At 52.6% G+C, this 21278-nt stretch carries 20 protein-coding genes; 6 read left to right on the top strand and 14 right to left on the bottom strand.

What is annotated here, in order from left to right; translation table 11 throughout:
* The first annotated feature begins 34 nt into the window (after nucleotides 1-34).
* The 3 genes from prfA to B3K89_RS03510 are packed head-to-tail and all read left to right on the top strand — an operon-like array spanning nucleotide 35 to nucleotide 3973.
* Nucleotides 35-1099, top strand: a complete 1065-nt coding sequence (gene prfA / locus B3K89_RS03520) for a peptide chain release factor 1 (protein WP_293894623.1) — start codon at nucleotides 35-37, stop codon at nucleotides 1097-1099.
* A 4-nt stretch (nucleotides 1100-1103) separates the two neighbouring features.
* Nucleotides 1104-1961, top strand: coding sequence for a peptide chain release factor N(5)-glutamine methyltransferase (gene prmC, locus B3K89_RS03515; RefSeq protein WP_293894625.1), 858 nt, complete (start codon nucleotides 1104-1106; stop codon nucleotides 1959-1961).
* Nucleotides 1946-3973, top strand: coding sequence for a RelA/SpoT family protein (locus tag B3K89_RS03510; protein WP_293894628.1), 2028 nt, complete (start codon nucleotides 1946-1948; stop codon nucleotides 3971-3973). Before prmC ends, B3K89_RS03510 begins: the two co-directional genes overlap by 16 nt.
* Nucleotides 3974-3975: 2 nt before the next feature.
* On the opposite strand, the gene B3K89_RS03505 is transcribed toward B3K89_RS03510, so the two are convergent.
* Entirely contained in the window at nucleotides 3976-5610 is a 1635-nt protein-coding gene (locus B3K89_RS03505) for a putative manganese-dependent inorganic diphosphatase (protein ID WP_293894630.1), read from the bottom strand.
* A gap of 113 nt (nucleotides 5611-5723) precedes the next feature.
* On the opposite strand from B3K89_RS03505, the gene B3K89_RS03500 reads away from it, so the two are divergent.
* Nucleotides 5724-6170 (top strand): RpiB/LacA/LacB family sugar-phosphate isomerase, encoded by a 447-nt coding sequence (locus tag B3K89_RS03500; RefSeq protein WP_293894633.1) that lies wholly within the window; start codon nucleotides 5724-5726, stop codon nucleotides 6168-6170.
* Here B3K89_RS03500 and B3K89_RS03495 read toward each other — a convergent pair.
* The 9 genes from B3K89_RS03495 to B3K89_RS03455 all read right to left on the bottom strand — a co-directional run bounded on the left by B3K89_RS03495 (nucleotide 6167) and on the right by B3K89_RS03455 (nucleotide 16056).
* Nucleotides 6167-6712 (bottom strand): hypothetical protein, encoded by a 546-nt coding sequence (locus B3K89_RS03495; protein ID WP_293894636.1) that lies wholly within the window; start codon nucleotides 6710-6712, stop codon nucleotides 6167-6169. The two genes, B3K89_RS03500 and B3K89_RS03495, sit on opposite strands and share 4 nt — an antisense overlap.
* Before the next feature lie 6 nt (nucleotides 6713-6718).
* The gene (locus tag B3K89_RS03490; protein WP_293908592.1) at nucleotides 6719-7243 is read right to left on the bottom strand and encodes a hypothetical protein; all 525 of its coding nucleotides are present in this window, start codon (nucleotides 7241-7243) and stop codon (nucleotides 6719-6721) included.
* Nucleotides 7244-7245: 2 nt separating this feature from the next.
* Nucleotides 7246-8520: a phospholipase D-like domain-containing protein gene (locus B3K89_RS03485; RefSeq protein ID WP_293894642.1), complete on the bottom strand. Its 1275-nt coding sequence runs from the start codon at nucleotides 8518-8520 to the stop codon at nucleotides 7246-7248.
* Nucleotides 8520-9689, bottom strand: a complete 1170-nt coding sequence (gene cdd, locus B3K89_RS03480; protein WP_293894645.1) for a cytidine deaminase — start codon at nucleotides 9687-9689, stop codon at nucleotides 8520-8522. Before cdd ends, B3K89_RS03485 begins: the two co-directional genes overlap by 1 nt.
* Before the next feature lie 101 nt (nucleotides 9690-9790).
* On the bottom strand, nucleotides 9791-11191 hold the full coding sequence (hydA, locus tag B3K89_RS03475) for a dihydropyrimidinase (RefSeq protein WP_293894648.1): 1401 nt from the start codon (nucleotides 11189-11191) through the stop codon (nucleotides 9791-9793).
* 54 nt (nucleotides 11192-11245) lie between these two features.
* Nucleotides 11246-12697 (bottom strand): aminomethyl-transferring glycine dehydrogenase subunit GcvPB, encoded by a 1452-nt coding sequence (gene gcvPB, locus B3K89_RS03470; protein WP_293894651.1) that lies wholly within the window; start codon nucleotides 12695-12697, stop codon nucleotides 11246-11248.
* On the bottom strand, nucleotides 12694-14049 hold the full coding sequence (gene gcvPA / locus B3K89_RS03465) for an aminomethyl-transferring glycine dehydrogenase subunit GcvPA (RefSeq protein WP_293894654.1): 1356 nt from the start codon (nucleotides 14047-14049) through the stop codon (nucleotides 12694-12696). The genes gcvPB and gcvPA overlap by 4 nt, the downstream gene beginning before the upstream one ends.
* A 62-nt stretch (nucleotides 14050-14111) precedes the next feature.
* Nucleotides 14112-14495: a glycine cleavage system protein GcvH gene (gene gcvH / locus B3K89_RS03460; protein ID WP_293894657.1), complete on the bottom strand. Its 384-nt coding sequence runs from the start codon at nucleotides 14493-14495 to the stop codon at nucleotides 14112-14114.
* A gap of 31 nt (nucleotides 14496-14526) precedes the next feature.
* The gene (locus tag B3K89_RS03455) at nucleotides 14527-16056 is read right to left on the bottom strand and encodes a glycine hydroxymethyltransferase (RefSeq protein ID WP_293894660.1); all 1530 of its coding nucleotides are present in this window, start codon (nucleotides 16054-16056) and stop codon (nucleotides 14527-14529) included.
* Nucleotides 16057-16235: 179 nt separating this feature from the next.
* On the opposite strand from B3K89_RS03455, the gene B3K89_RS03450 reads away from it, so the two are divergent.
* Nucleotides 16236-17615 carry a sodium-dependent transporter gene (locus B3K89_RS03450; protein ID WP_293894662.1) on the top strand — a complete coding sequence of 460 codons (1380 nt, stop codon included), beginning with the start codon at nucleotides 16236-16238 and terminating at the stop codon, nucleotides 17613-17615.
* Between the two features lie 69 nt (nucleotides 17616-17684).
* Complete coding sequence (gene infA / locus B3K89_RS03445) at nucleotides 17685-17903, top strand: translation initiation factor IF-1 (protein WP_013607767.1); 219 nt, start codon at nucleotides 17685-17687, stop codon at nucleotides 17901-17903.
* A gap of 66 nt (nucleotides 17904-17969) precedes the next feature.
* Here the strand turns inward: infA and B3K89_RS03440 are convergent, their stop codons facing one another.
* The 4 genes from B3K89_RS03440 to B3K89_RS03425 are packed head-to-tail and all read right to left on the bottom strand — an operon-like array spanning nucleotide 17970 to nucleotide 21183.
* Complete coding sequence (locus B3K89_RS03440) at nucleotides 17970-18944, bottom strand: Smr/MutS family protein (protein ID WP_293908930.1); 975 nt, start codon at nucleotides 18942-18944, stop codon at nucleotides 17970-17972.
* Nucleotides 18945-19589, bottom strand: coding sequence for a CBS domain-containing protein (locus B3K89_RS03435; RefSeq protein WP_293894676.1), 645 nt, complete (start codon nucleotides 19587-19589; stop codon nucleotides 18945-18947).
* A gap of 59 nt (nucleotides 19590-19648) precedes the next feature.
* A complete protein-coding gene (locus B3K89_RS03430) occupies nucleotides 19649-20407 on the bottom strand; it encodes an ABC transporter ATP-binding protein (RefSeq protein WP_293894679.1) in 759 nt (252 codons plus the stop codon).
* On the bottom strand, nucleotides 20404-21183 hold the full coding sequence (locus tag B3K89_RS03425; protein ID WP_293894681.1) for an ABC transporter ATP-binding protein: 780 nt from the start codon (nucleotides 21181-21183) through the stop codon (nucleotides 20404-20406). Before B3K89_RS03425 ends, B3K89_RS03430 begins: the two co-directional genes overlap by 4 nt.
* Nucleotides 21184-21278: the final 95 nt, after the last annotated feature.

Genomic DNA, 21278 nt, shown 5'->3' with positions numbered 1-21278 from the left:
GCGGTTTTGTATACTTTACTTGTAGGAGAGACGAATGCTGAAGAAACTGCCCGAGTATGAGAAACAACTCGCAGAAATAGACGATAAACTAAGCCGTCCTGAAACCATGCAGGACATGAAACTTTATAAAAGCCTCAACCAGGAGCGATCGCATCTTGCTCCCATCATCGACCAGTTGAGGTTGATGCGCTCATTGAATACCCAGATCAATGAAGCACATCAGCTCATGAAGGATGAGACTGATCAGGAAATGCTGGAGATGACCCGCGAAGAACTTCATGAGCTTGAAAAGGAACTGGTCGTGTGCGAACAGAAAACCAAGGTTCTGCTCATACCCCCCGATCCCTTGGAAGGCAAGGACATCATCATGGAAATCCGTGCCGGAACCGGTGGCGAAGAGGCCGCCCTGTTTGCTGCGGACCTGTACAGAATGTATTCTCATTATGCCGATGCGAAGGGTTGGAAAATGGAGATTCTCTCCTCCAATGAAACCGGTATCGGGGGATACAAGGAGCTGGTCGTTTCCATCAGTGGAAAGGATGTCTATGGTTCGCTGAGGTGGGAAAGCGGGGTGCACCGTGTCCAACGAGTCCCCGAGACTGAAAACGGGGGAAGAATTCATACCAGCGCCGTCACCGTTGCAGTCCTTCCCGAAGCGGAAGAGACCGATATTGAAATCCGCCAAGAGGATTTGAAGATCGACGTCATGCGTGCAGGAGGCCCCGGCGGGCAGTGTGTCAACACAACCGACAGTGCAGTAAGGATGACCCACCTCCCCACCGGATTGGTGGTTATCTGCCAGGATGAGAAGAGCCAGATCAAGAACAGGGCCAAGGCCTTGCGGGTGCTTCGCTCACGCCTCTATGACCTGGAGGAAGAGAAGAAAAACCGGGAACGGGCCGAAGCTAGAAAGAATCAAGTCGGCAGCGGTGACCGCAGCGAACGCATCAGGACGTACAATTTCCCCCAGAACAGACTTACCGATCATCGTATCAACCTTACACTGTACAAGCTTGAGCTCATCATGGCAGGTCAGCTTGACGAGGTGATCGAAGCGCTGAAAATCGCCGCCGGTGAGGCTGCCTTGAAGGAAGGTTGATACAGTGCAGACCATCCAAGCGTGGAAAGTTGAAACCGCCGCTTTGCTCAAGACGGCGGGGCTGGGTTCCACGTGCGACCTTGATGCACGACTTCTGCTCCAGAAGGCAACGGGTTTGGACCAAGCCAAACAGATTCTTCTCTACGATCGAAAGCTTTCCGATTCCCAATTGGAAGAACTTGCCTCGATTCGTGACGAGCGTCTCCAGCACAAGCCGATGGCCTACATCCTCGAAAGCAAGGAGTTCTTCGGGCGTGACTTTTTCGTCGATGAGCGGGTGCTCATACCCCGCCCCGACACAGAAACCCTCATAGAGGCAGTCATCGGGTACTCCAGGAAAAGGTATCGCGCACCTTCAATCATCGATGTATGCACCGGCAGTGGATGCATCGGCATAACCTTGGCACTTGAACTGGACGCCGAGATAACGCTCTGCGACATCAGCGAAGGGGCCTTGTCCGTCGCAAGGGAGAATGCAAAGCGCCTGCTCACCAAGCCAGTGACAATCTTGCAAGGGAATCTGCTCTCCCCTACCGATGCAAACTATGATATCATCGTCAGCAACCCACCCTATCTCACAACCTCGTGGTGCGACGAAGTTTCCCAAGAGGTACGGTGGGAGCCAAGGCTTGCTCTTGAAGGCTTTCATGAGGACGGGCTTGCTCTCATCAGGACGCTGGTCGACGAGAGTGTGAACCACCTTGCGGCCGGTGGAGCCTTGTTCTTGGAGTGTGATTATCGGCAGGCGGAGGATGTCGCGGCACTCCTTGCTTCACGTCGATTCAGCGATGTAAGAATTGAGCGCGACTTGTCAGGGCGCGATCGAGTCGTATGGGGGGTCCTTGCATGTACGAACAGCTGATCGAACGATTCATCCAAAAAGCCTTCAAGTATTCCAAGACCGACCAAGAGAAATTCCTGGCTGCCGCCACGTTTGCGGCGGGCAAACATGAGAACCAGAAAAGAGCCAGCGGGGAGCCCTACATCATCCACCCCTTGGCTGTAGGGGAGATCCTGATTCAGTTGAAGATGGATGCCGATACCATCTGTGCAGGACTTCTCCACGACACCCTTGAGGATACCGCCACCACCTATGAGGAACTGAAAGAGCTTTTCGGCCAGAGTGTAGCCGATATGGTCGAGGGTGAGACCAAGATAGCCAACCTCAAGACGATGAATAAGAGCTTGGCCGAGGCTGAGACCATCCGCAAGATGTTCTTCGCCATGAGCAAGGACATCAGGGTCATCATCATCAAGCTTGCCGACAAGCTTCACAACATGCGTACGTTGCAGCATCTCAACCCGGAGAGAGCTCGGGAGATCGCCGGCGACACGCTGGATATTTTCGCCCCGCTTGCCGACCGGCTCGGCATCTCCTGGCTCAAGGACGAGCTTGAGGACCTCAGCTTGAAGATTCTCAAGCCCGATACTTTCAACTACATACAAGAGTACCTGCTCTCCAAAAAGAGCGAACAGAAAGCATACCTGAGCAGGATTGAGAAATCCATATACCGAGCCTGCGGTGATGCAAACCTCAGTGACATCATCGTCACAAGCCGTGCAAAGCACACCTACTCGATCTACATGAAGATGAAGAAGCGCAAGAAGGAAATCGATGAGATATTCGATATCCTCGGCGTTCGAATCCTCTGCAACACTGTCACCGAATGCTACACGATCCTCGGGGTTGTGCACCGCCTGTGGCCCCCGATTGAAGGGCGATTCAAGGACTACATCGCCATGCCCAAGGCGAACAACTACCAAAGCCTCCATACAACCGTCATGGCGTTGGACGGCAAGCTGCTGGAAATCCAGATCAGGACCAAGGAGATGCATTTCACCGCCGAGTACGGTGTCGCCGCCCACTGGTCCTATAAGGCCGAGACAGGCAGCGACAGCGGTTCGTGGTCCAAGATGGACAACGAGCAGTTCTCCAAGATCATCAGCAAGCTGAAGACCTGGTCGAATGAAATCGAGACCAGTGAATCGTATATGGATGACATCAAGGGAGAACTGCTGAAAGACACCATCTATGTGTTCACCCCGCAAGGCCACATTGTCGAGCTTCCGGCCAACGCAACGGCGTTGGACTTCGCCTATCAGATTCATACCGAAGTCGGCAATCACACCACCGGGGCGAAAGCCGATGGGTCGATCATCCCGCTCAACGCTCCCCTTAAGAACACCCAAGTCATTGAAATTTTGACCAGTCCAAACGCGAGACCCCACCTGCAGTGGCTGCGCTACGCCCAAACAAACAGCGCGCGCAAAAAAATCAAGGCGTGGCTGAACAAGTATGATGAAAACATCCTCATCGACAAGGACATCATCGCCAAGCGCAAGGTAGTGGAACCGCCTGGAAAGCTCGAGCCGCAGCCGCCCGTCACGGTCATGGATGACGAAACCATTGTACGCCAGGTCGTCGATGCGAAACGGATGAAGTTCCGTGTCGGTGATGAGAAGAATATGATGATTCACATCGCACAGTGCTGCTCGCCTGTCCGAGGCGATGACATTGTGGGATACATCAGCAGGGGACGGGGCATCATTGTACACAAGCGCGATTGTCCGAACCTCAAGAACATGAGCGAAATCGTCGACCGTTCGATCGAGGTGGAGTGGGAGACGGAGTTTCCCAAGCTCACCAAACGCTTCAGCGTAACCAGCAAGCGCACCTACGACTTGTTCGGAGAAATCGAAGGTACGCTGCGCAAGTTCAAGGGCCACCTCATTGAAGGACGCCTGTTCGATGACGAGGAAGGCAAATTGATGGGCACCTTCACCATGGAAGTCGAGCGTGAGGAAGACTTCAAGAAAATCATCAAGAACCTCAAGACCATTCCCTCGATCAACACCATTGCGGAGATCAAGTAACCCTACTCCTCCAGCACCCGAAGGATCTCCGGCAGGAGCTGCTTCTTTCGTGACAGCACCCCGGAAAGCAGGAATTTTCCTTCGCTCTCCTTCTTGTAGGCAAGTTTGCGCTCAGCAATCGGCATGCTCGTCATCAAGAGGACGCTGTTCTCCCGAACGACGTCGGTTATCAGGAACATCGCCCAATCGAGGTTGTGCTCAACCTTCAGCTTGTCCAGCTCGGCAAGATAGGAAGCCTTGTAGTCATCCACATCACTGAGGGTGGTGACCTCGCACTGACCGATTCCGAAGGTTACGCCCAGTTCCCTGTATTTCTTGAAATCGGACTCCAACATCTTGCGGGGATTCTCCTTGGCAAGGGAAGCACCGCTTGCAAACATGGTTTGTCCGAAGCTCACCATGTCGGCAACTTGTGCGAGGGCCAGCAAGTCCTGGACTGCAGTGTAATCCTCGAACGTGGTGGTCGGGCTCTTGAGCATGATGGTATCGCTGATAATGCCGCTGAGCAGGACTTTTGCCACCTCGGTCGTGATGGGGACGCCGTTTCGGTTGAAGAGCTTGTATATGATGGTACAAGTCGAACCGAGTGGTTCACAATAGATGAAAATAGGGTTGCGTGTCTTTGCCGCGCCGAGGCGGTGATGATCGATGATTTCCACCACCTCCGCCTCCTCCAGTCCCTCCACGCCCTGCTCGGTCTCATTGTGGTCCACCATGATCAGCTTGGTTTTCGGCTTGCGCAAAAAACAACGGCGTGTGACAAACCCTGTGTAGGTCTTTCCATCAAAAACAGGAAGGCCGCGGAATTCACTCTCGGCCAGGATGTCCCTGGCTTCTTCGAACAGGGTGTCGGCCTGAAGGCTTGGGGGATCTTGGACCATTAGCTGGACCACCGGGACGCTCAAGCGCAGAAGCCGCAAGGTTTCGGCAGTATCCAATGCACTTACGAATACCGTACCACGGTAGGAGTCCCAATCGACATTGCTGGTGACTTCATGTTCGATACCAGTAAGAACAATAGCCGGAATTTGCAGTTCGATAGCTTTTTTAATATGGTCTTCCCTATCACCAACCACCAAAATCGGAGCTTGGCCTTGAAGGGCCTCCATATGCCTGCAGAACACCACATAGCGCATCGCTCCGACCATGATGGGTGCCGAGAAGCTCTTGCTCTCTCCTTTCCTTAAAAAAGAACCCTTCAGCACCTTGGGGAAATTATCAACCACGAAGTGGTACAGCGGCCGCTTGCCGCTGTTCTCCTTGAGGATGAAACTGCTTACCTCGTCGACGCTGAGCAGGCCGCGATACTTCTCACCCTCCATTACGGGAACGACGGAAGAGCGGCTGGAAGTCCCATAAAAGGAGACAAGGGTATAGACCGGGTCGTCGACCTGCACCACCGAGTCGGCTTTCCTGGTGACGCTGCTCACCTTCGTGCGAACATCCTTGATGAAGGGAGGAGGAGCGACACCGAGTCTTTCAAACTGTGCCTTGGTGGCATCATTGAGACTTCCGCAACGAACAGGGATATAGGTGTTGCCAGGATCGACCTTATTTTTCAGATAGGCATAACTGTAGGCAGCGCAGATGCTGTCCATATCGGGATTCCGGTGCCCGATCACATAAATCTCAGCCACGTCACACTCCTCTCGATGCCACATCTTACCCTAGTTGTGCAAGACTTACAACGGAAAACACGCTAGCCAGAAGCTCCCGAATGGAGTACCATCAGGTATGGAGGATGACGAACATGCCAAGTGTAGTACTAGCAAATGATCATGGGGCTGTTGAACTTGCAACCATTTTTGATGATTACCTGAAGAAAATCGGGTACGAGGTCAATTACCTGGGTGTCAAGACCAACGACTCAGTCGATTATCCGGATATGGCAAAAGCTGCCTGCGAAGAGTACAAAAAGGGAGGCTATGACTTCGGCATACTCTTGTGCGGAACCGGGATAGGCATCTCCATCAGCGCCAACAAGGTCGAAGGAATCCGATGCGCCCTGCCGCAGAACAGCTATGCTGCAGCCATGGCCAAAAAGCACAACAATGCAAACTTCATCGCGTTCGGCGGGAGAATCAACTACGGCGAGGATCCGGTGGAAATGCTCGATGCCTTCATTGAAGCGAGCTTTGAGGGCGGCCGCCATCAGCGAAGAGTGGATAAGATAATGGCTCTTGAACAGGGTTGCTAACGGTAATCCTTATAGGACCCCACCACGTAGAAATCGAACTTCAAGAGGTCGAAAAGAACCCCTACTTGCTTTGTATGCAGGTTGTAGGCAAGCGTGACGGTGAGAGCCCTCTCGCGCTTGCCGATTACCGGGCTTCCAACGGTAAGCGGAGTCAATGAAACCAGAAGGTGGGACAGCGTTGTTCTCCCATCGAGGGTATACGGCGATAGCATCACTCCAAGGCCAACCAACGAATTGATGCCCATCCCGGCAGTTTGTCCACCGGTGGAACGCTGGCCCAACAACGCCCTCTGGATGAGAAATGAAACGGAAGTGGTATCGAGGAAGGTGGGAACCAACTGGGTGTTGGCTTGTATGTCCAGCTCCCAGACATCGGTCAATCCAATCGAGGCTCCCCAAGCCAGTTTCAACCGGCTCGGATCAAGGTCCTTCTCACCCAGATGGGCATTGGTGCCGAGGGTGATCCCTACATCAAAAAAGCCTGCAAACGCAGGAAAAGCCAGCACAAGCACTATGATCAACAGCAATACTCTCTTTTGCATACGAACCTACTTCAAGAAATATGTGAATCGGATGATATTGAAACCCCAGCTATCCATCTCACCCTTTACGATGTCATAGAGGAAGAAGGGGCTGAGCACCTCGTACCAGAAGTCCTTCTGGATCAACTTGAACGGACTGACTTCCAGAGCCAGCAATGCAGTATCCCTTCTCGGGTCGAATGCGTAGGAGACTCCTATCATCGGCGAATAGGCAATGATATTGTGGGCCAGAAAATTAAATGGATGGCGGGTCGTCCGGAAGAGGTCCAGACCCAAGCCAATTTGGAGGTATGGAACCCTATACGCCCCATCTTCAAGGGTTCCCAATGCAGTCCTGCCGATAACCGACGGATTTGCAAATGCCAGGTTGAAAGGCTTGTAGACCAGCGAAAACTCGGCACCGCTGGAGGTCAGCTCGGAATCGGCTTCCACACTCTGTCCATAATAGCCCAGAGCGTATCCTACACTGCGTGCAGAGAGAGAACCGATGAGAAGCAATCCAATTACCAGGAATACAAGAAGACGTTTCACGCTCAACCTCCAATAAACCCGAAGACGAAGCGTGGATAGCTCGAAAACTTTTGCCATTTCTCTGCCATCTCCTCGGTGATGGGCATGGTATTCTCATACAGTGAGTCAAAGTGAGCTTCAACCTGTTTGGCCAACTCGGGGCTGTCGATGACCAGTGCCGTTTCATACGCCAGATTGAAGGAGCGGTAGTTGATATTCGTAGATCCTATCACCACATATCGGTCATCGACGATCATCAGCTTCTCATGCAGAAGCCTCTGACTCGCATCGCTCTCTTTTTCTATTCTCAGATTGATGCCCATGGTCAACAGGTCTTGTGCCATAAACTCGATTCCTTTCCGGTTACCCACCCGTTTATCGAAAGGAACAATAATTGTAACATCCACTCCCCTCTCCTGAGCCCTCCGAAAAGCCTCCATCATATGCTTGTCCATGAACGGCAGGAAGGGCAGCACCTTTATCTCATGCTCGGCTTCGTTGAGCAGTGAGCCGAAAAGCAGGCTCAGCTTATCCGACTTCGGATGTTGGTCCACATAGAAGGCATCGTAGGTTTTCAGACCATCGGCTGCCTGCCAGTCAACGGGAAAGTCCTCCCGATTGATGGTTTCCCAACTTTGCTCGTTCCACCAGGGAACAAAGTGATCGAGCATGGTTGCAGCAAGTGAGGGTGAGTAAAATTCATACATGCTGTCACGTTGCAGGTCCTCTTCGGAGGCTCCGATGGAGATATAATTCAGATTCATTCCGCCGACCGCCAAATGCTTGCCGTCAATGATCAGGAACTTTCGATGGTCCCGGTACAGTAGGTTGATTCCGCTTACCAGGCGTGCAGCCGACATGGGACTGTACTCCAAGAGGTGCACCCCGCTGTCGCGGAGGAACTTAAGGGGTATCAGGTGGAAGCGGGTCTCGGTCATGTCAAACGGGCCGGTACCGTCCACTACAAAGTAGACCCGTACCCCGCTTTCTGCTTTACGAACCAAGGCGGCATACAGGCCTTCCAGCTCCTCGGAACTGGATGCAAGGAACGCCGAGGTTATCAGATAGTCCTCGGCCCCCTCGATCAACTCAATGAGGCGGTCGCGCCATTCAAGTCCGTCATAATAGACGGTGGGATAGGTGACCTGGACCTTGGGGATGTTGAAGGAGAGCAGTTTCTCCTCCAGCGGCAACGTATCATCAAGCACCTTGGGACTCAACATATGACTGGTGGATGAACAACCTAGGGTGAAGAATAGAAACAGTACAAGAAGGAATAAAAGACACAGTCGTTTCATCATGACCTCATGCTCGGGAAAATAAAGGGATGAGGGAGCAGTTCGGAAAAGGTGTATATGCTATGAGCGCCTTCCCTTCCCTCGGCACAGTGTACATCGACAAGATGGATTTCGGTTTCCGGCTTTGAGAATTCTGCAAGCACCTGCAGACACTGGGCGCAGGGAGGGGCAGGAGGAGCATCCTGACTCACCACCACCAACAACTTGATGCCGACGACCCCCTCATTGGCTACGGCATTGAGGATGGCATTGCGTTCGGCACAGATGGTCGCACCATAACTGGAGTTCTCAACATTGCAGCCGCTGTAGACACGGTTTGTCTTGGCACTGACAACCGCAGCTCCCACCTTATAGTGGGAATACGGGGCGTAGGCATTCTTGCGGGCCTTGGCTGCTTGCTCGATGCAGAACTCCAACAACGCTTTCTCTCCCATCATTGCCTGTCCGGCTTCCAAAATCTTGTTTGCACCATATACAGTGCGTTCGTCATTGCCGTGATAAGAATCCAAGAGGGCATTGAACTGCCCGATGGTTGAGAAATCCTCGAAGGCATCAAGACTTGTGAGGATATAATCCGCTCCGGCTTCAGCCAGTTCAGAGACGGTGAATGATGATTGCAGTGCGCACACCGAGCAGCCTGCAGCCTTACCGGCTTGTACGCCGTTGAGGGCATCCTCTACAACCAGGCACTCATCGGTAGCTAGACCCATCGAAAGGGCCGAAAGCTGATAGATGTCGGGATTGGGCTTGGTCCTCTTCACCAAGTCACCGGTTACAACCGTATCGAAATCCTCAAATCCCAATCCGATCGCCTGGAGGTTGATCGCAGCCTTCATGCGCAGTGCACTGGTGGCGAGGGCCAGCTTGAGTCCTGCCTTGCGGGCATTGGCGATGAACCGATGGACGCCGGGCATGGGCCCACGGTCGTTGGCAAACCGGCGGTAGTAGTCGAACAAGGAGTGCTTGGCTTGCTCAAAGTCGATTGATACCCCGTACTTCTCACCGACACCGCACAGATACCGCTTATCACCCGTACCAATGAAAGGGATGAAGTCCTCTGGCCGTGCCGTAACCCCGATATCTGCCAGATACGCGATTGCAGCTTGCAGGATTACCGGTTCCGAGTCGATGAGAACCCCATCCATATCAAATAGTATTCCTCTGATCATGGCTATACCTCGCCGTTAGTGTAGTGAAAACAACTGATTGTGACAAGAAAGGCAGAGAAAAATACGGCAGCCTGCTTGGCTGCCGCTCATGGTGCAATCCATCAATGCATGATGGTTTTCCCTCGCCCTACTTCACGCTGGGGGACGAAGGTTCCGTTGCCTGGAATCCCTAGATACATCCCATCGCCCATCACCAGGCGGCCGCGCAGATAGGTCATCAGGGGTTTTCCTATTACCTGCATGCCCTCATAGGGCGTGTACTTGCTCTCTGAATGGGTGGTCTCCTTGCTGATCGTCCATGCATGATCGGAATCGAACAGAACCAAGTCGGCATCACTGCCCACCCTGATCGCACCCTTGCGAGGATAGAGACCGAATGCCTTCGCGACAGCGGTCGAAAGAAGATTCACCACCTGTTGCACCCCGATTCTTCCACTGTTGGCAGCAAAGGAGTAGACAAGACTCAGCAGCTCTTCGGTTCCAGGGATGCCGGGCAGGATGGTTCGGCAATCATCACTTGCCATTTTCTGCTGTACAGTGAATGAGCAGTGGTCGGTGGCAATAATCTGTATTTCACCATTGAGCACCGCTTCCTGCAGGGCCTCATTGTCCTCAACGCCTCTCAGGGGGGGAGTCATGACATACAGGGCCCCATCAGGTCCTTCAAGCTTTGATTTATTCAGGAACAGATAGTGGGGGGTGGTCTCCACAATCACCCTCAATCCTTTCGCCCTGAGTTCGCGGACCTTCTGCAGTCCCGCCTTGCTGGAGAGGTGCACCACATACAAAGGCATATCCAGCTCCAAGGCAACTCTGCCTACCGTGTCAATGCCACGGGCTTCCGCTTCGCTGGGTCTAAGCAGGGCGTGGGCGGGTGGATTGTAGTCTCCAGTGTACTCCGCTTCAACCTTTTGAATGGTTGCATCGTCTTCACAATGGACACTCACCAAAAGGTCAAGCTTCTTGCACAGGGAGAAAATCGCCTTCAGTTCCTCACGTTTTTCCACCAGGTACCCTACATTGCGGTAGGTGGTAAACATCTTGATTACTTTCACCCCGGTCTTTTTCAAGCCTGCAAGCTCTTCCTCAAGCCCCTCACGATAGGAGTAAAGGCCTTGATGCAGGGAAAAGTCTACCGCCATTTGCGCCTGCATGGCACTGATGCGCTCTTGTGCACAGGAGGCAAGATTCCCCTTCTTGTCGTCATCAGCGAAATCAATGACGCACGTCACCCCTCCGTAGGCTGCACAACGGCTGCCTTCTACGAAGGAGTCGGCGGTAACCGTACCCCGGCTTACCAAGTGGAAATGGGTATGGGCATCGATGATTCCCGGCAACACACACAAGCCTTCGGCGTGTATGATCTCAGTTCCCTCAGGAACCTCCGAAGCTTCAATCGATGCAGCGATACGCACTATTTTCGAATCTTCCACCAAGATGTCTGCATGCCTGGTCCATTCTGTATCAACAAGCAGTCCGTTTTGAATCAGTAGTCTCTTCATACCTAAAGGATACTCCACGAATGAAGAGTCTGCAAAGTAAAAAGTGAAGGCCGATCAATATCGAAGATCAGGCTGCTTGACAGCCCTCACCTCGTCGAGTCTTCCCACAACGGTGGTATGGGGGGCTGTCTTGAGGCTTTCAGGGTCCGTCTTTGCACGCTCTGCAATCGCCAGCAGGGTATCGACAAATGCGTCCAAGGTCTCCAGACTCTCGCTCTCCGTCGGTTCGATCATCAAGGCTTCGCTTACCAGCGAAGGGAAGTACATCGTAGGCGGATGATAGCCCTCATCAATCAAGGCTTTTGCCACGTCCTGGGCCGAGACCCCGTACTGTTCTTTCAGATGCGCACAGCTGAGTACGAACTCATGCATGCACCGTTTCCCATAGGGAATCGGAAAAGCCGGCTCAAGCCGGGCCGCCACATAATTGGCATTGAGCACTGCATGCCTGGCAGCCGCCCTGATGCCTTCGCTGCCCATCCTGAGGATATACACATACGCTCTCAGAAGTACCAGGAAGTTTCCCCAGAACAGGCTGACCTTGCCGATCGAATCCTCTTCATCCCAACGATAGACATACCCGCTGTCGGTCAATTCGATATCTGGTTTCGGCAAAAACGGGCGCAGAGCATCACTACACATCACCGGTCCGCTGCCCGGCCCGCCACCTCCATGCGGAGTGGAAAAGGTCTTGTGCAAATTGAGATGAATTACATCAAAACCCATCTCTCCCGGGGTGGCCATACCCATGATTGCATTCAGGTTCGCCCCATCATAGTACAACAAGGCTCCGCTTGCGTGGACCATTTCCGATATCTTCAGGATGTTCTTCTCAAACAACCCCAAGGTATTGGGATTGGTCAGCATCAAGGCTGCCGTGCTTTCATCGAGTTTGGAAGCCAAATCCTCAAGATCGACCATGCCCTCGCCATCACTTGCAATCGGCACCACATCAAAGCCGTTGACAGCCGCACTTGCCGGATTGGTACCATGGGCACTGATGGGAATAAGCACCTTGGTGCGTTGGCTCTGCCCTTTCTTGACTAAGTAAGAGCGAATCATCTTCAGGCCGGTATACTCGCCATGAGCCCCCGCACACGGCTGAAGGGTTCCCCAGCTCATTCCCGTAATCGAGGAAAGATCCTCCAACAGGTTGTACATGACCGAAAGGCACCCTTGCGAGGTGGAAACATCCTGCAAGGGATGGATCTGGGTGAATTCGTGCATGCCGGCGATATGTTCGGAGAGCTTGGGATTGTATTTCATCGTGCACGATCCAAGTGGATACATACCGTTGTCCACACCATGCACCAGATTGGAAAGACGGGTGAAATGCCTTACCACATCCAACTCGGCCACCTCGGGAAGACGGGCGTCCTTTTGGCGTACAAGATTCTGCGGCAGGGAAGGCAGTGCTTGCTCGAAGCCGCGGGGAAGGTCCAACGGAGGGAAGCAATATGCCTTCCTCCCCTTCTTTGACAAATCAATCAACAATGGTTCGCTCATTTCATCACCCTCCGTGCAGCGGCCAGATACATCTCCAGCTCCTCTCGACTGCGCTTTTCGGTAACGGCCACCAAGAGGACCAGTTCATCCCTGACCTGGCGGGTTAGTGCAGAAAGCCTCACTCCTGCAAATATGCCTTCGTTTCTCAGCTCCTGCAGGAACTTGCGCATCCGCTTGGCATCGGAGAACACCAGGGGAAACTCACACCAGAACGGCTTGTCCCAAATCAAGGTGATCCCCGGCAGTTGTGCCAGATGATAGGCAAGGTAATGGGCTTTTGCATAGCTCTGGTTGGCGGCTTCAACCATGCCGCCCCAGCCAAGGGAGGACAAGTGTATCGTGGTCATCAAGGCCGCAAGGGCCTGGTTGGAGCAGACATTGCTTGTAGCACGTTCACGCTTGATGTGCTGCTCACGTGCCTGGAGTGTCAGCGTGTAGCCTCTTCGTCCCTGTCCGTCGACCGTAGCTCCGACGATACGACCCGGGATTCTCCTGAGAAGCGCTTCCTTGACAGCCATATACCCGCACGACGGGCCGCCGAATGCCAGGGACAGGCCCAATGATTGGGTGTCTCCGATTCCGATATCGGCGCCCCATTCCGCCGGGCTCTTTTGGATGGCCAGCGAAAGAGGATCGTTGGAGATTGCAAAGAGACAGCCCTTCTCGTGCAGAAGGGAGGCAACATCGGTATAGTCTTCCAAGAGTCCGTAGCGGTTCGGGCTCTGCACGATCAAACCCGCACAGAGGTCGTCCAGCAAGGAGGCAAGGCCGGAAAGATCAACCACCCCGTCCTTCTCAGCTATCAACTTGATGGTATGCTCGGTTCCCTTCGCCCATGTCTTGAGCACCTGCAGCGTGAAGGGATGCAAGGTTTCGGAAACCAAAACGGTGGTGGCTTTGCGCTTGGCGCCGATCATCAACGATGCCGCCTCGCTGGCCGCATTCGCCCCATCATACAGCGACGCATTGGCAACATCGAGTCCGGTGATTTCACACACCATGCTCTGGAATTCGTAGATGGCCTGCAAAAGACCTTGGCTCATCTCAGCCTGATACGGTGTATAGGCTGTTACGAAGGAAGGAAGCGAAGAGAGCGCCTTCACCGTCGCAGGAATAATGTGGTCATAGCAGCCGCAACCGAGAAACGGGATTCCCCTCACGTTGCGCTGGGCTATGGAATCTATCATCCGCTGGACCTCATCCTCGGTCCTCCCATGACTGATGGGAACCGAATCAGCGAGCAGAAGGTCTTCTCCCAACCCATCAAAGAGTTGGTCCAATGAATCAACACCGATGGCCTTCAGCATGTGCTTTCGGTCCTCATCGGTATGGGGAATATAGGGGTAAACCATGGGTACCTCCGAGTACTTGGACAGAACAACGCCGCCATATTCGGCGGCGGCAAACACGATCCTTACAGTGAAGCGAGGTACGCTTCGTAGCCTTTTGCATCCAACAAGGCGTCATAATCCTCTTTGCTGAATGAATGAAGGACATACAGGTGATGCTGATAACAGTCCTCATTGATGAGTTCAGGCGAACCATCAAGTTCCTCATTTGCTTCGCAGACTACACCTTCGACCGGATTGAGGATTGCAGAGGCGGCCTTGACGCTTTCAACAGTCGAAATTTCCTCACCCTTCCCGTAACGCTCCCCGAGGGGAGGCAATTCTACAAACACAATCTCTCCGAGTTCATGCTGGGCATGGTCGGTAATTCCAACATATGCCTTTTCACCTTCAAGACGGACCCACTCATGGTCCTTGCTGTACCGAAGCCGCTCTACAATCTTACTCATTTACAACCTCCAACCATCGTCAATGCTACCATCACCTCTGCTCGTTGTCGAGAGGAAAGTACTTCTGAAGGAAAGCCAAATCCAGCTCTGGGTAGAGTTTGAATGTTTCCAAGAGAGCAAGCACCCTTCTCTGGGCCTCTTGTTTCACTGCCGTGGCCGTTGTTGCCTTGGCTTTGCTCTGCTGCCCGGCGTTTTCACCTTTGGTAAGAATCACCGGCTTGGTGTTTTTCAAAACAAGGGCGATGATCGAAGCTATCTCCTTCATATGAACAGGGCCCATGCCCAACGTGGTTACTGCAGGAGTCCCGATCCTCAGACCGCTCGTATACCAAGGTCCATTGGGATCGAAGGGAAGCGCATTGCGGTTGAGGGTTACACCACACTCACGCAAGGCGGTTTCCGCCTGTCGACCGTTCAGGCCGAAGGAGCGTACATCCAGGAGCATCAGATGATTGTCGGTCCCTCCGGTGGCGACCGTGATACCTTCGCTGCGGCACGCGGCAGCCAAAGCTTCAGAATTCTTGACAATGGCTTGGGCGTACGTTGCAAAGGATGGGTCCAGTGCTTCCTTGAAGGCTACTGCTTTGGCAGCCATGACATGCGGCAGCGGTCCTCCGATTACCAATGGGCAACCCTTGTCAACGCTCTCCGCGAATTCAGCTTTGCAGAGAACCATGCCGCCGCGGGGGCCTCGGAGGGTCTTGTGGGTGGTTGTGGTGACCACATCCGCCCAGAGCACGGGATTGTACTGGTCGGAAAAAACCTTGCCTGCAACCAAGCCGGCGAAATGGGCCATATCCACCATGAACACAGCCCCAACCGAATGAGCGATGTCCGCCATCCGCTTGAAGTCGATCTTGCGTGGATAGGCGCTGTAGCCGGCCAAAAGGATCAACGGCTTGATTTCCTTTGCCTGCTGCTCGATTGCATCATAGTCAAGCAAGCCGGTTTGTCGATCCACCGAATAGCTATAGGCATCGAACATCTGTGCTGAGACATTCTGGCGGTATCCATGGGTAAGATGTCCGCCGCTGTAATAATCCAATCCAAGGATTCTTTGGTTTCCAAGCTTTTCACGAACCTGGTTCCACATCTCCCTGCTCATCTCACTGGGATTGGTGACGCCCAGTTCTGCAAGGGTGGGTACCTGCACCCGTGCATTGAGAATGGCCCAGTAGGCAACCAGGTTGGCATCAGCACCGCTGTGCGGTTGCACATAGGCATGCTCCGCTCCGAAGAGCTTGCAGGCATAGTCACAGGCGATGGCTTCGATTGCATCGACATTGTCGCAACCTGCATAAAAGCGGTGATAGGCATAGCCTTCGCTGTATTTGTCAGTCAAGAGGTTGCCCATGGCAAGCTGGCTGGCGATGGAAGAGAAGTTTTCACTTGCTATCAGCTTCAAGTGAGTCCTCTGATCATGCAATTCGTTGACGATGCGGGCGGCGATGGCGGTGTCAACATCCGCAATTTGCTGCAAGGCTGCTGTATAGGCTACCATTGCCTCATTAACCTGTTCATGCTGTTGCAAATATGCTTGCAATGCTTTTACGTTGGCCATTCTTTTCACCTCTTGCATGTGTTCTTAGCTCGTATCTTGCCCCTGCTTGGCTCCTCTGTCAACGGACTTTGCCCGCTTTGCACATTTCTGTTGCAATTTTTCCTGTCATCCTACTACAATACTCCGATTGTCTTTTTACAAGACAGTTTCAAACACAAAAAAAGTGAGAGTAGTCGGTTATGAAAGAGACAAAAGCACGTGAGACATTGGCCAGCAGACTAGGGTTCATCCTCCTATCGGCCGGGTGCGCCATAGGCCTTGGAAATGTATGGAGATTTCCCTTTATCACCGGCAGGTATGGCGGAGCGGCTTTTGTACTCATTTACATCCTGTTTTTGATCATCCTCGGGCTTCCGGTCATGGTCATGGAACTGGCCATCGGAAGGTCGAGCAAGAAAAACATCGGCTTGGCTCTCAACACCTTGACGCCCACAAAAAAGCCTTGGCATCTCTATGGCAAGCTTGCAATCATCGGCAATTACACCTTGATGATGTTCTACACCACCATCACCGGTTGGTTGCTTTCGTATTTCGTCCACATGATCAAGGGAGATTTTGTCGGACTTGATGCAGCGGGAGTCGGTGCTTTCTTCGGGGGGATGCTGGAAAATCCTGTATCCATGGGCATTTGGATGATCATCGCAGTGATCCTTGGCTTTTTGCCTGTCGCCAGAGGACTGCAAAGCGGTGTTGAGAAGATCACCAAGTACATGATGATCGGCCTCTTGGCCTTGATGCTTATCCTTGCGATCAACAGCCTCACCCTCGAAGGAGGATCGGAGGGGTTGAAATTCTATCTCATCCCTGACTTTGCAAAACTTGGAGGCAACTTCTTCGAAGCTGTGTATGCCGCAATGGGGCAGGCATTCTTCACCCTCAGTTTGGGTATCGGCAGCATTGCCATCTTCGGCTCCTACATCGACAAGAAACACCGCCTGACCGGTGAAGCCGTCCGCATCATCAGTCTGGACACATTTGTCGCCCTATGCAGCGGCTTGATCATCTTCCCTGCGGCATTCGCCTTCGGAGTACAGCCCGATGCCGGTCCGTCGCTGATTTTCATCACCCTGCCCAACATCTTCAACCAAATGGCAGGCGGTCGGTTCTGGGGAACGCTTTTCTTCCTTTTTATGAGTTTTGCAGCCCTGAGCACCCTCATCGCAGTCTTTGAGAACATCATCAGCTTCTGGATCGATGCCAAGGGTGCAAGCAGAAAGAAAGCGACCTTGATCAACGCTATTGCAATCTCCCTGTTGAGTATTCCCTGCGTTCTCGGATTCAACGTGCTAGCAGGCTTCCAACCGTTCGGACCCGGTACCGGAGTCCTCGACCTTGAGGATTTTATCGTCAGCTCAACATTGCTGCCTCTCGGTTCCTTGATCTTTACTCTCTACTGTACCTACAAATATGGCTGGGGATGGAACAAATTCATCACCGAAGCCGACAGTGGGGAAGGACTTAGGTTCCCCTCTGCTCTTCGCGTGTATTTCCAATACATCCTGCCTGCAATCATTCTCGCTATCTTCATCAAGGGCTACTGGGACATCTTTGTAAAGTAGCGTCAGGTTGACACGCACTCATCTAGTGCATATAATTTCCTAGCTTTCAAGCAGATATTTGGAGGATTTGTGGCCAAAGAAGAAGCAATTGAAGTAGAAGGCGTCGTTCGCGAAGCGCTTCCCAATACGATGTTCCGCGTGGAACTACAGAACCAGCACGTTATCCTTGCCCATCTTTCGGGCAAAATGCGCAAGCACTATATCAGGATTGTTCCTGGTGATACCGTGCGTGTTGCACTCTCCCCGTATGATCTGACCAAGGGCCGCATCATCTATCGCGAGCGCTAATCCCATCATACCAGTGAAGGCCGGATTCCCTGAAGAACCCGGCCTCTTTCATGCCCTCATCGCCCTCTACTCACCGGCTTTCAAGATAACCCAAACCACTCCGCTTCCACCATGCATGGCTTTCGGTGTGTACGCTTCGCGCACCACCTTGCTCAACCTGATCTGGGAGAGGGCTGCTTCCTTGAGCAGGGAGTAGCCCTTGTCATTGTGCAGGCCTTTGCCGGTGATGATGGCTACCTTGATCAGGTGCTTATCCTTGGCAGCCCGCAGGAAATCAGAGGTGGCCTTCTCCGCCTCAAGCACTGTCATTCCATGCAGATCCAAGGTTGCCTCAGGTTCCAACGCCCTGAGCTCTCCGATGGTGCGCTCTGTGACCTTGGTCTCCTTCTTCTCCTTGCGGGCCTTCTGGATTGCTGCACTTTCGTCAGCAATCTCATTCCATTTGCGGTAGGTATCTGCAAAAGACCAGCTCACCGAACTCTCACGTTCGCTGTCCAGCTCATCCTTTTCCCGAAGGGCCTGCTCGACTTCAGGGGTGGGCGCCAAGGGAGTTTTGGAAACAACTTTCTCAGCAGGACGGGTATCAACACTCCGTTTCTTGGGAACCTGTTTTCCTTCGAACGCATCCAAAAGAGCTCCGAAATCCTTGGTTGGAACATAGCTGTCGCTTTTCTTGATCGGCTCAATCTCTTTGTTTGCAACCTTCTCACCCTCCCACTCGGCAAGAATCTCGGCAAAGGATTTCTCAACCTGAACCTTGCTGTGACTTTTCATTCGCTTGGTGACCCCGTCAAGCTCTCCGGTTGCTTCCCAGCTTTTGAGAATGTCACCAAAGTTTGCCTTTGGGTCGTAGCCTTTGATCAAAGGCTCCTTGCGTTCACTGACAGAGCTCTTTACCACCTTGGGTTGCTCTTTCTTGATTATCTGTGGTTTGATAGATTTGATATCCTCAAACGGGTGATAGCCATCAGGCTCAACAGGAAGACGGCTGTTTCCAGCCGTCTTGCTTAGTTCCGAGGCCTTCTTTTTCTTCTTAGGCACTCAAACCTCCCTCACATCAAGCAGCTGGGATACAAAGGGCTTGATGATCTCCACCACCTTGCTGATCGGGGCTCCCTGCACCTTGATGGTACAAATTGCGTTGGTCGGATCGGTTCCCATGAAGGTACCGAAGGTGATGATGTCGATGCCCTGCTCACTGAGAGCCTGGCTGATCTTTGCAATGGTTCCCGGTTTGTCTTCAACGATGAAGGAGACCCTGACGCCGAAATGACGGGCTCCAAACAGCTCAAGAAGAATCTTGAACATGTCGCTTTTCGTGACGATTCCAATCAACTTATCGCCTTCAAGAACAGGAAGGCTCGATAAGTCCTGATCGACCATCATGCGGGCTGCTTCTTCAACGGTGGTATCCTTGCTGATGGTCACCACATTCTTGCTCATAAGCTTCTTGACCGTCAGCTTGCTGAGAAGATAGGCCATTTCATGAATGGAGAGACTGCTGGCCGGCGAAGGAGAAGCGTATAGGATGTCTTTCTCGGTTATGATTCCAACCAGCTTCTTGTCCTTGTCGAGAACCGGGAGGCGGTGGACCTTTTCCTGTTTCATCAAGGCCGAAGCTTCGGCAATTGACATATCCGGAGTAGCCGTAACAGGATTGCGCGTCATTCTTCGTTCGATAATCATTTGAATCTCCTACCTACTCTACTCACACTATAATTCAAGAGAGCGCTAATTTCCAGTCATTATTCGCCCAGATACGCCGCCCTGACCTGTTCATTCTCAAGCAATGCCGAGGATGCATCATGCAATACAATCCTGCCATTCTCCATGACGTACCCCTCGGTGGATGCTTTCAGGGCCATGCGTGCATTCTGTTCAACCAAGAACACCGTGACCTTGTCCTGCTTGTTGATCATATCGATTTTTTCAAAAATGTCTGCAATGACCAGCGGAGCCAGTCCCAGTCCGGGTTCATCAAGCAGTATGAGTCTTGGTCCGCTCATAAGAGCACGGGCGATAGCCATCATCTGCTGTTCACCACCGCTGAGCGAGCGGGTTTTCTGCCGTCTGCGCGCTCCGAGTATCGGGAAAAAGTCATACATTGCCTCCTTGCGTTCAGCAATCAGAGTATCATCACGCACCAGGAAGGCACCCATATCAAGATTCTCTTCAACAGTCATATCGGCAAAGACCCGCCTGCCCTCCGGAACCAAGGCAATCCCCTTGGCTGCAATAAGGTCGGTAGTCAGATGCCTGCCGCGTTTCTCACCCTTTACCACTACGGCCTTCGCCCTGCAAATCTCCTCGCCATCGAAAGAGATGGAACCTCCCACCAAAGGCTCCTGACCGACAATAGCTTTTAAAAGCGTACTTTTCCCACTGCCGTTGGCACCGATCAGACAGACGATGTCCCCTTCATTGACATGCATGGAGACATGCTGCAAAGCCTTGATGTTTCCGTAGGAGACACAGATGTCGTCAATGGTTAGCAACTCTTTCATTCTTCTTCCTTTCCAAGATAGGCTTCAATGACGCTCGGATCGCGCTTGATCTGGTGAGGTGTTCCCTGGGCAAGCTTCTGTCCATAATTGAGAACCGTGATGGTGTCACAAATGTTCATCACCAGCTTCATATCATGCTCGATCAAGACGATGGTAACACCCAAATCCCTGATCTTGCGGATGGTGGCCATCAAATGGTCCGTTTCCTGGGGATTCATACCGGCAGCCGGTTCATCCAAAAAGAGCAGTTTGGGATCGGTTGCCAGAGCACGGGCGATTTCCAGCTCCCGCTGTCTTCCGTAAGGAAGATTCTTGGCAAGCTCATTCTTCATCGAACCCATATCAAAGAAATCCAACCAATCACTTGCTCTTTCGTAAATTTGCTCTTCCTCGGCCTTGAGGTGGATATAGCTGTTGATTGCATTGAGGAAGCGCCCTTTGGTCTCACTTTTGCCGGTCTTGAAATGCCTGCCGATCATCACATTTTCCACCACCGTCAACTCCTTGAAGAGACGGATGTTCTGAAAGGTCCTGGCAATACCCATCCTGCAAATCGAGTGGGCGGGATAGCCGGTAATATTTTTCTGGTTGAAGAAGACTTTGCCCGATGAGGGAGTATCGAGTCCGGTAATGTTGTTGAACAGGGTGGTCTTGCCCGCCCCGTTCGGACCGATCAGACCGGTTATCAAGCCTCCTTCAACCGTAAAGTCTACTTTATTGACAGCTATGACACCGCCATAAGCACGGGTCAATGCTTCAGTTTCCAAGAGAATCATTGTGCACCCCCCTTGCTTTTCCCGGATGCACTGCCATACCGGCGGGTCTCCCTTCCAAGAATTCCCTGGGGACGCCAAATCATCATAACCACCAG

Origin of the sequence: Sphaerochaeta sp. UBA5849, assembly GCA_002432715.1 — a bacterium.
Lineage (GTDB): Bacteria > Spirochaetota > Spirochaetia > Sphaerochaetales > Sphaerochaetaceae > Sphaerochaeta.
The sequence above is the reverse complement of the archived record's forward strand: the minus strand, read 5'-3'. Positions and strand labels throughout refer to the sequence as shown.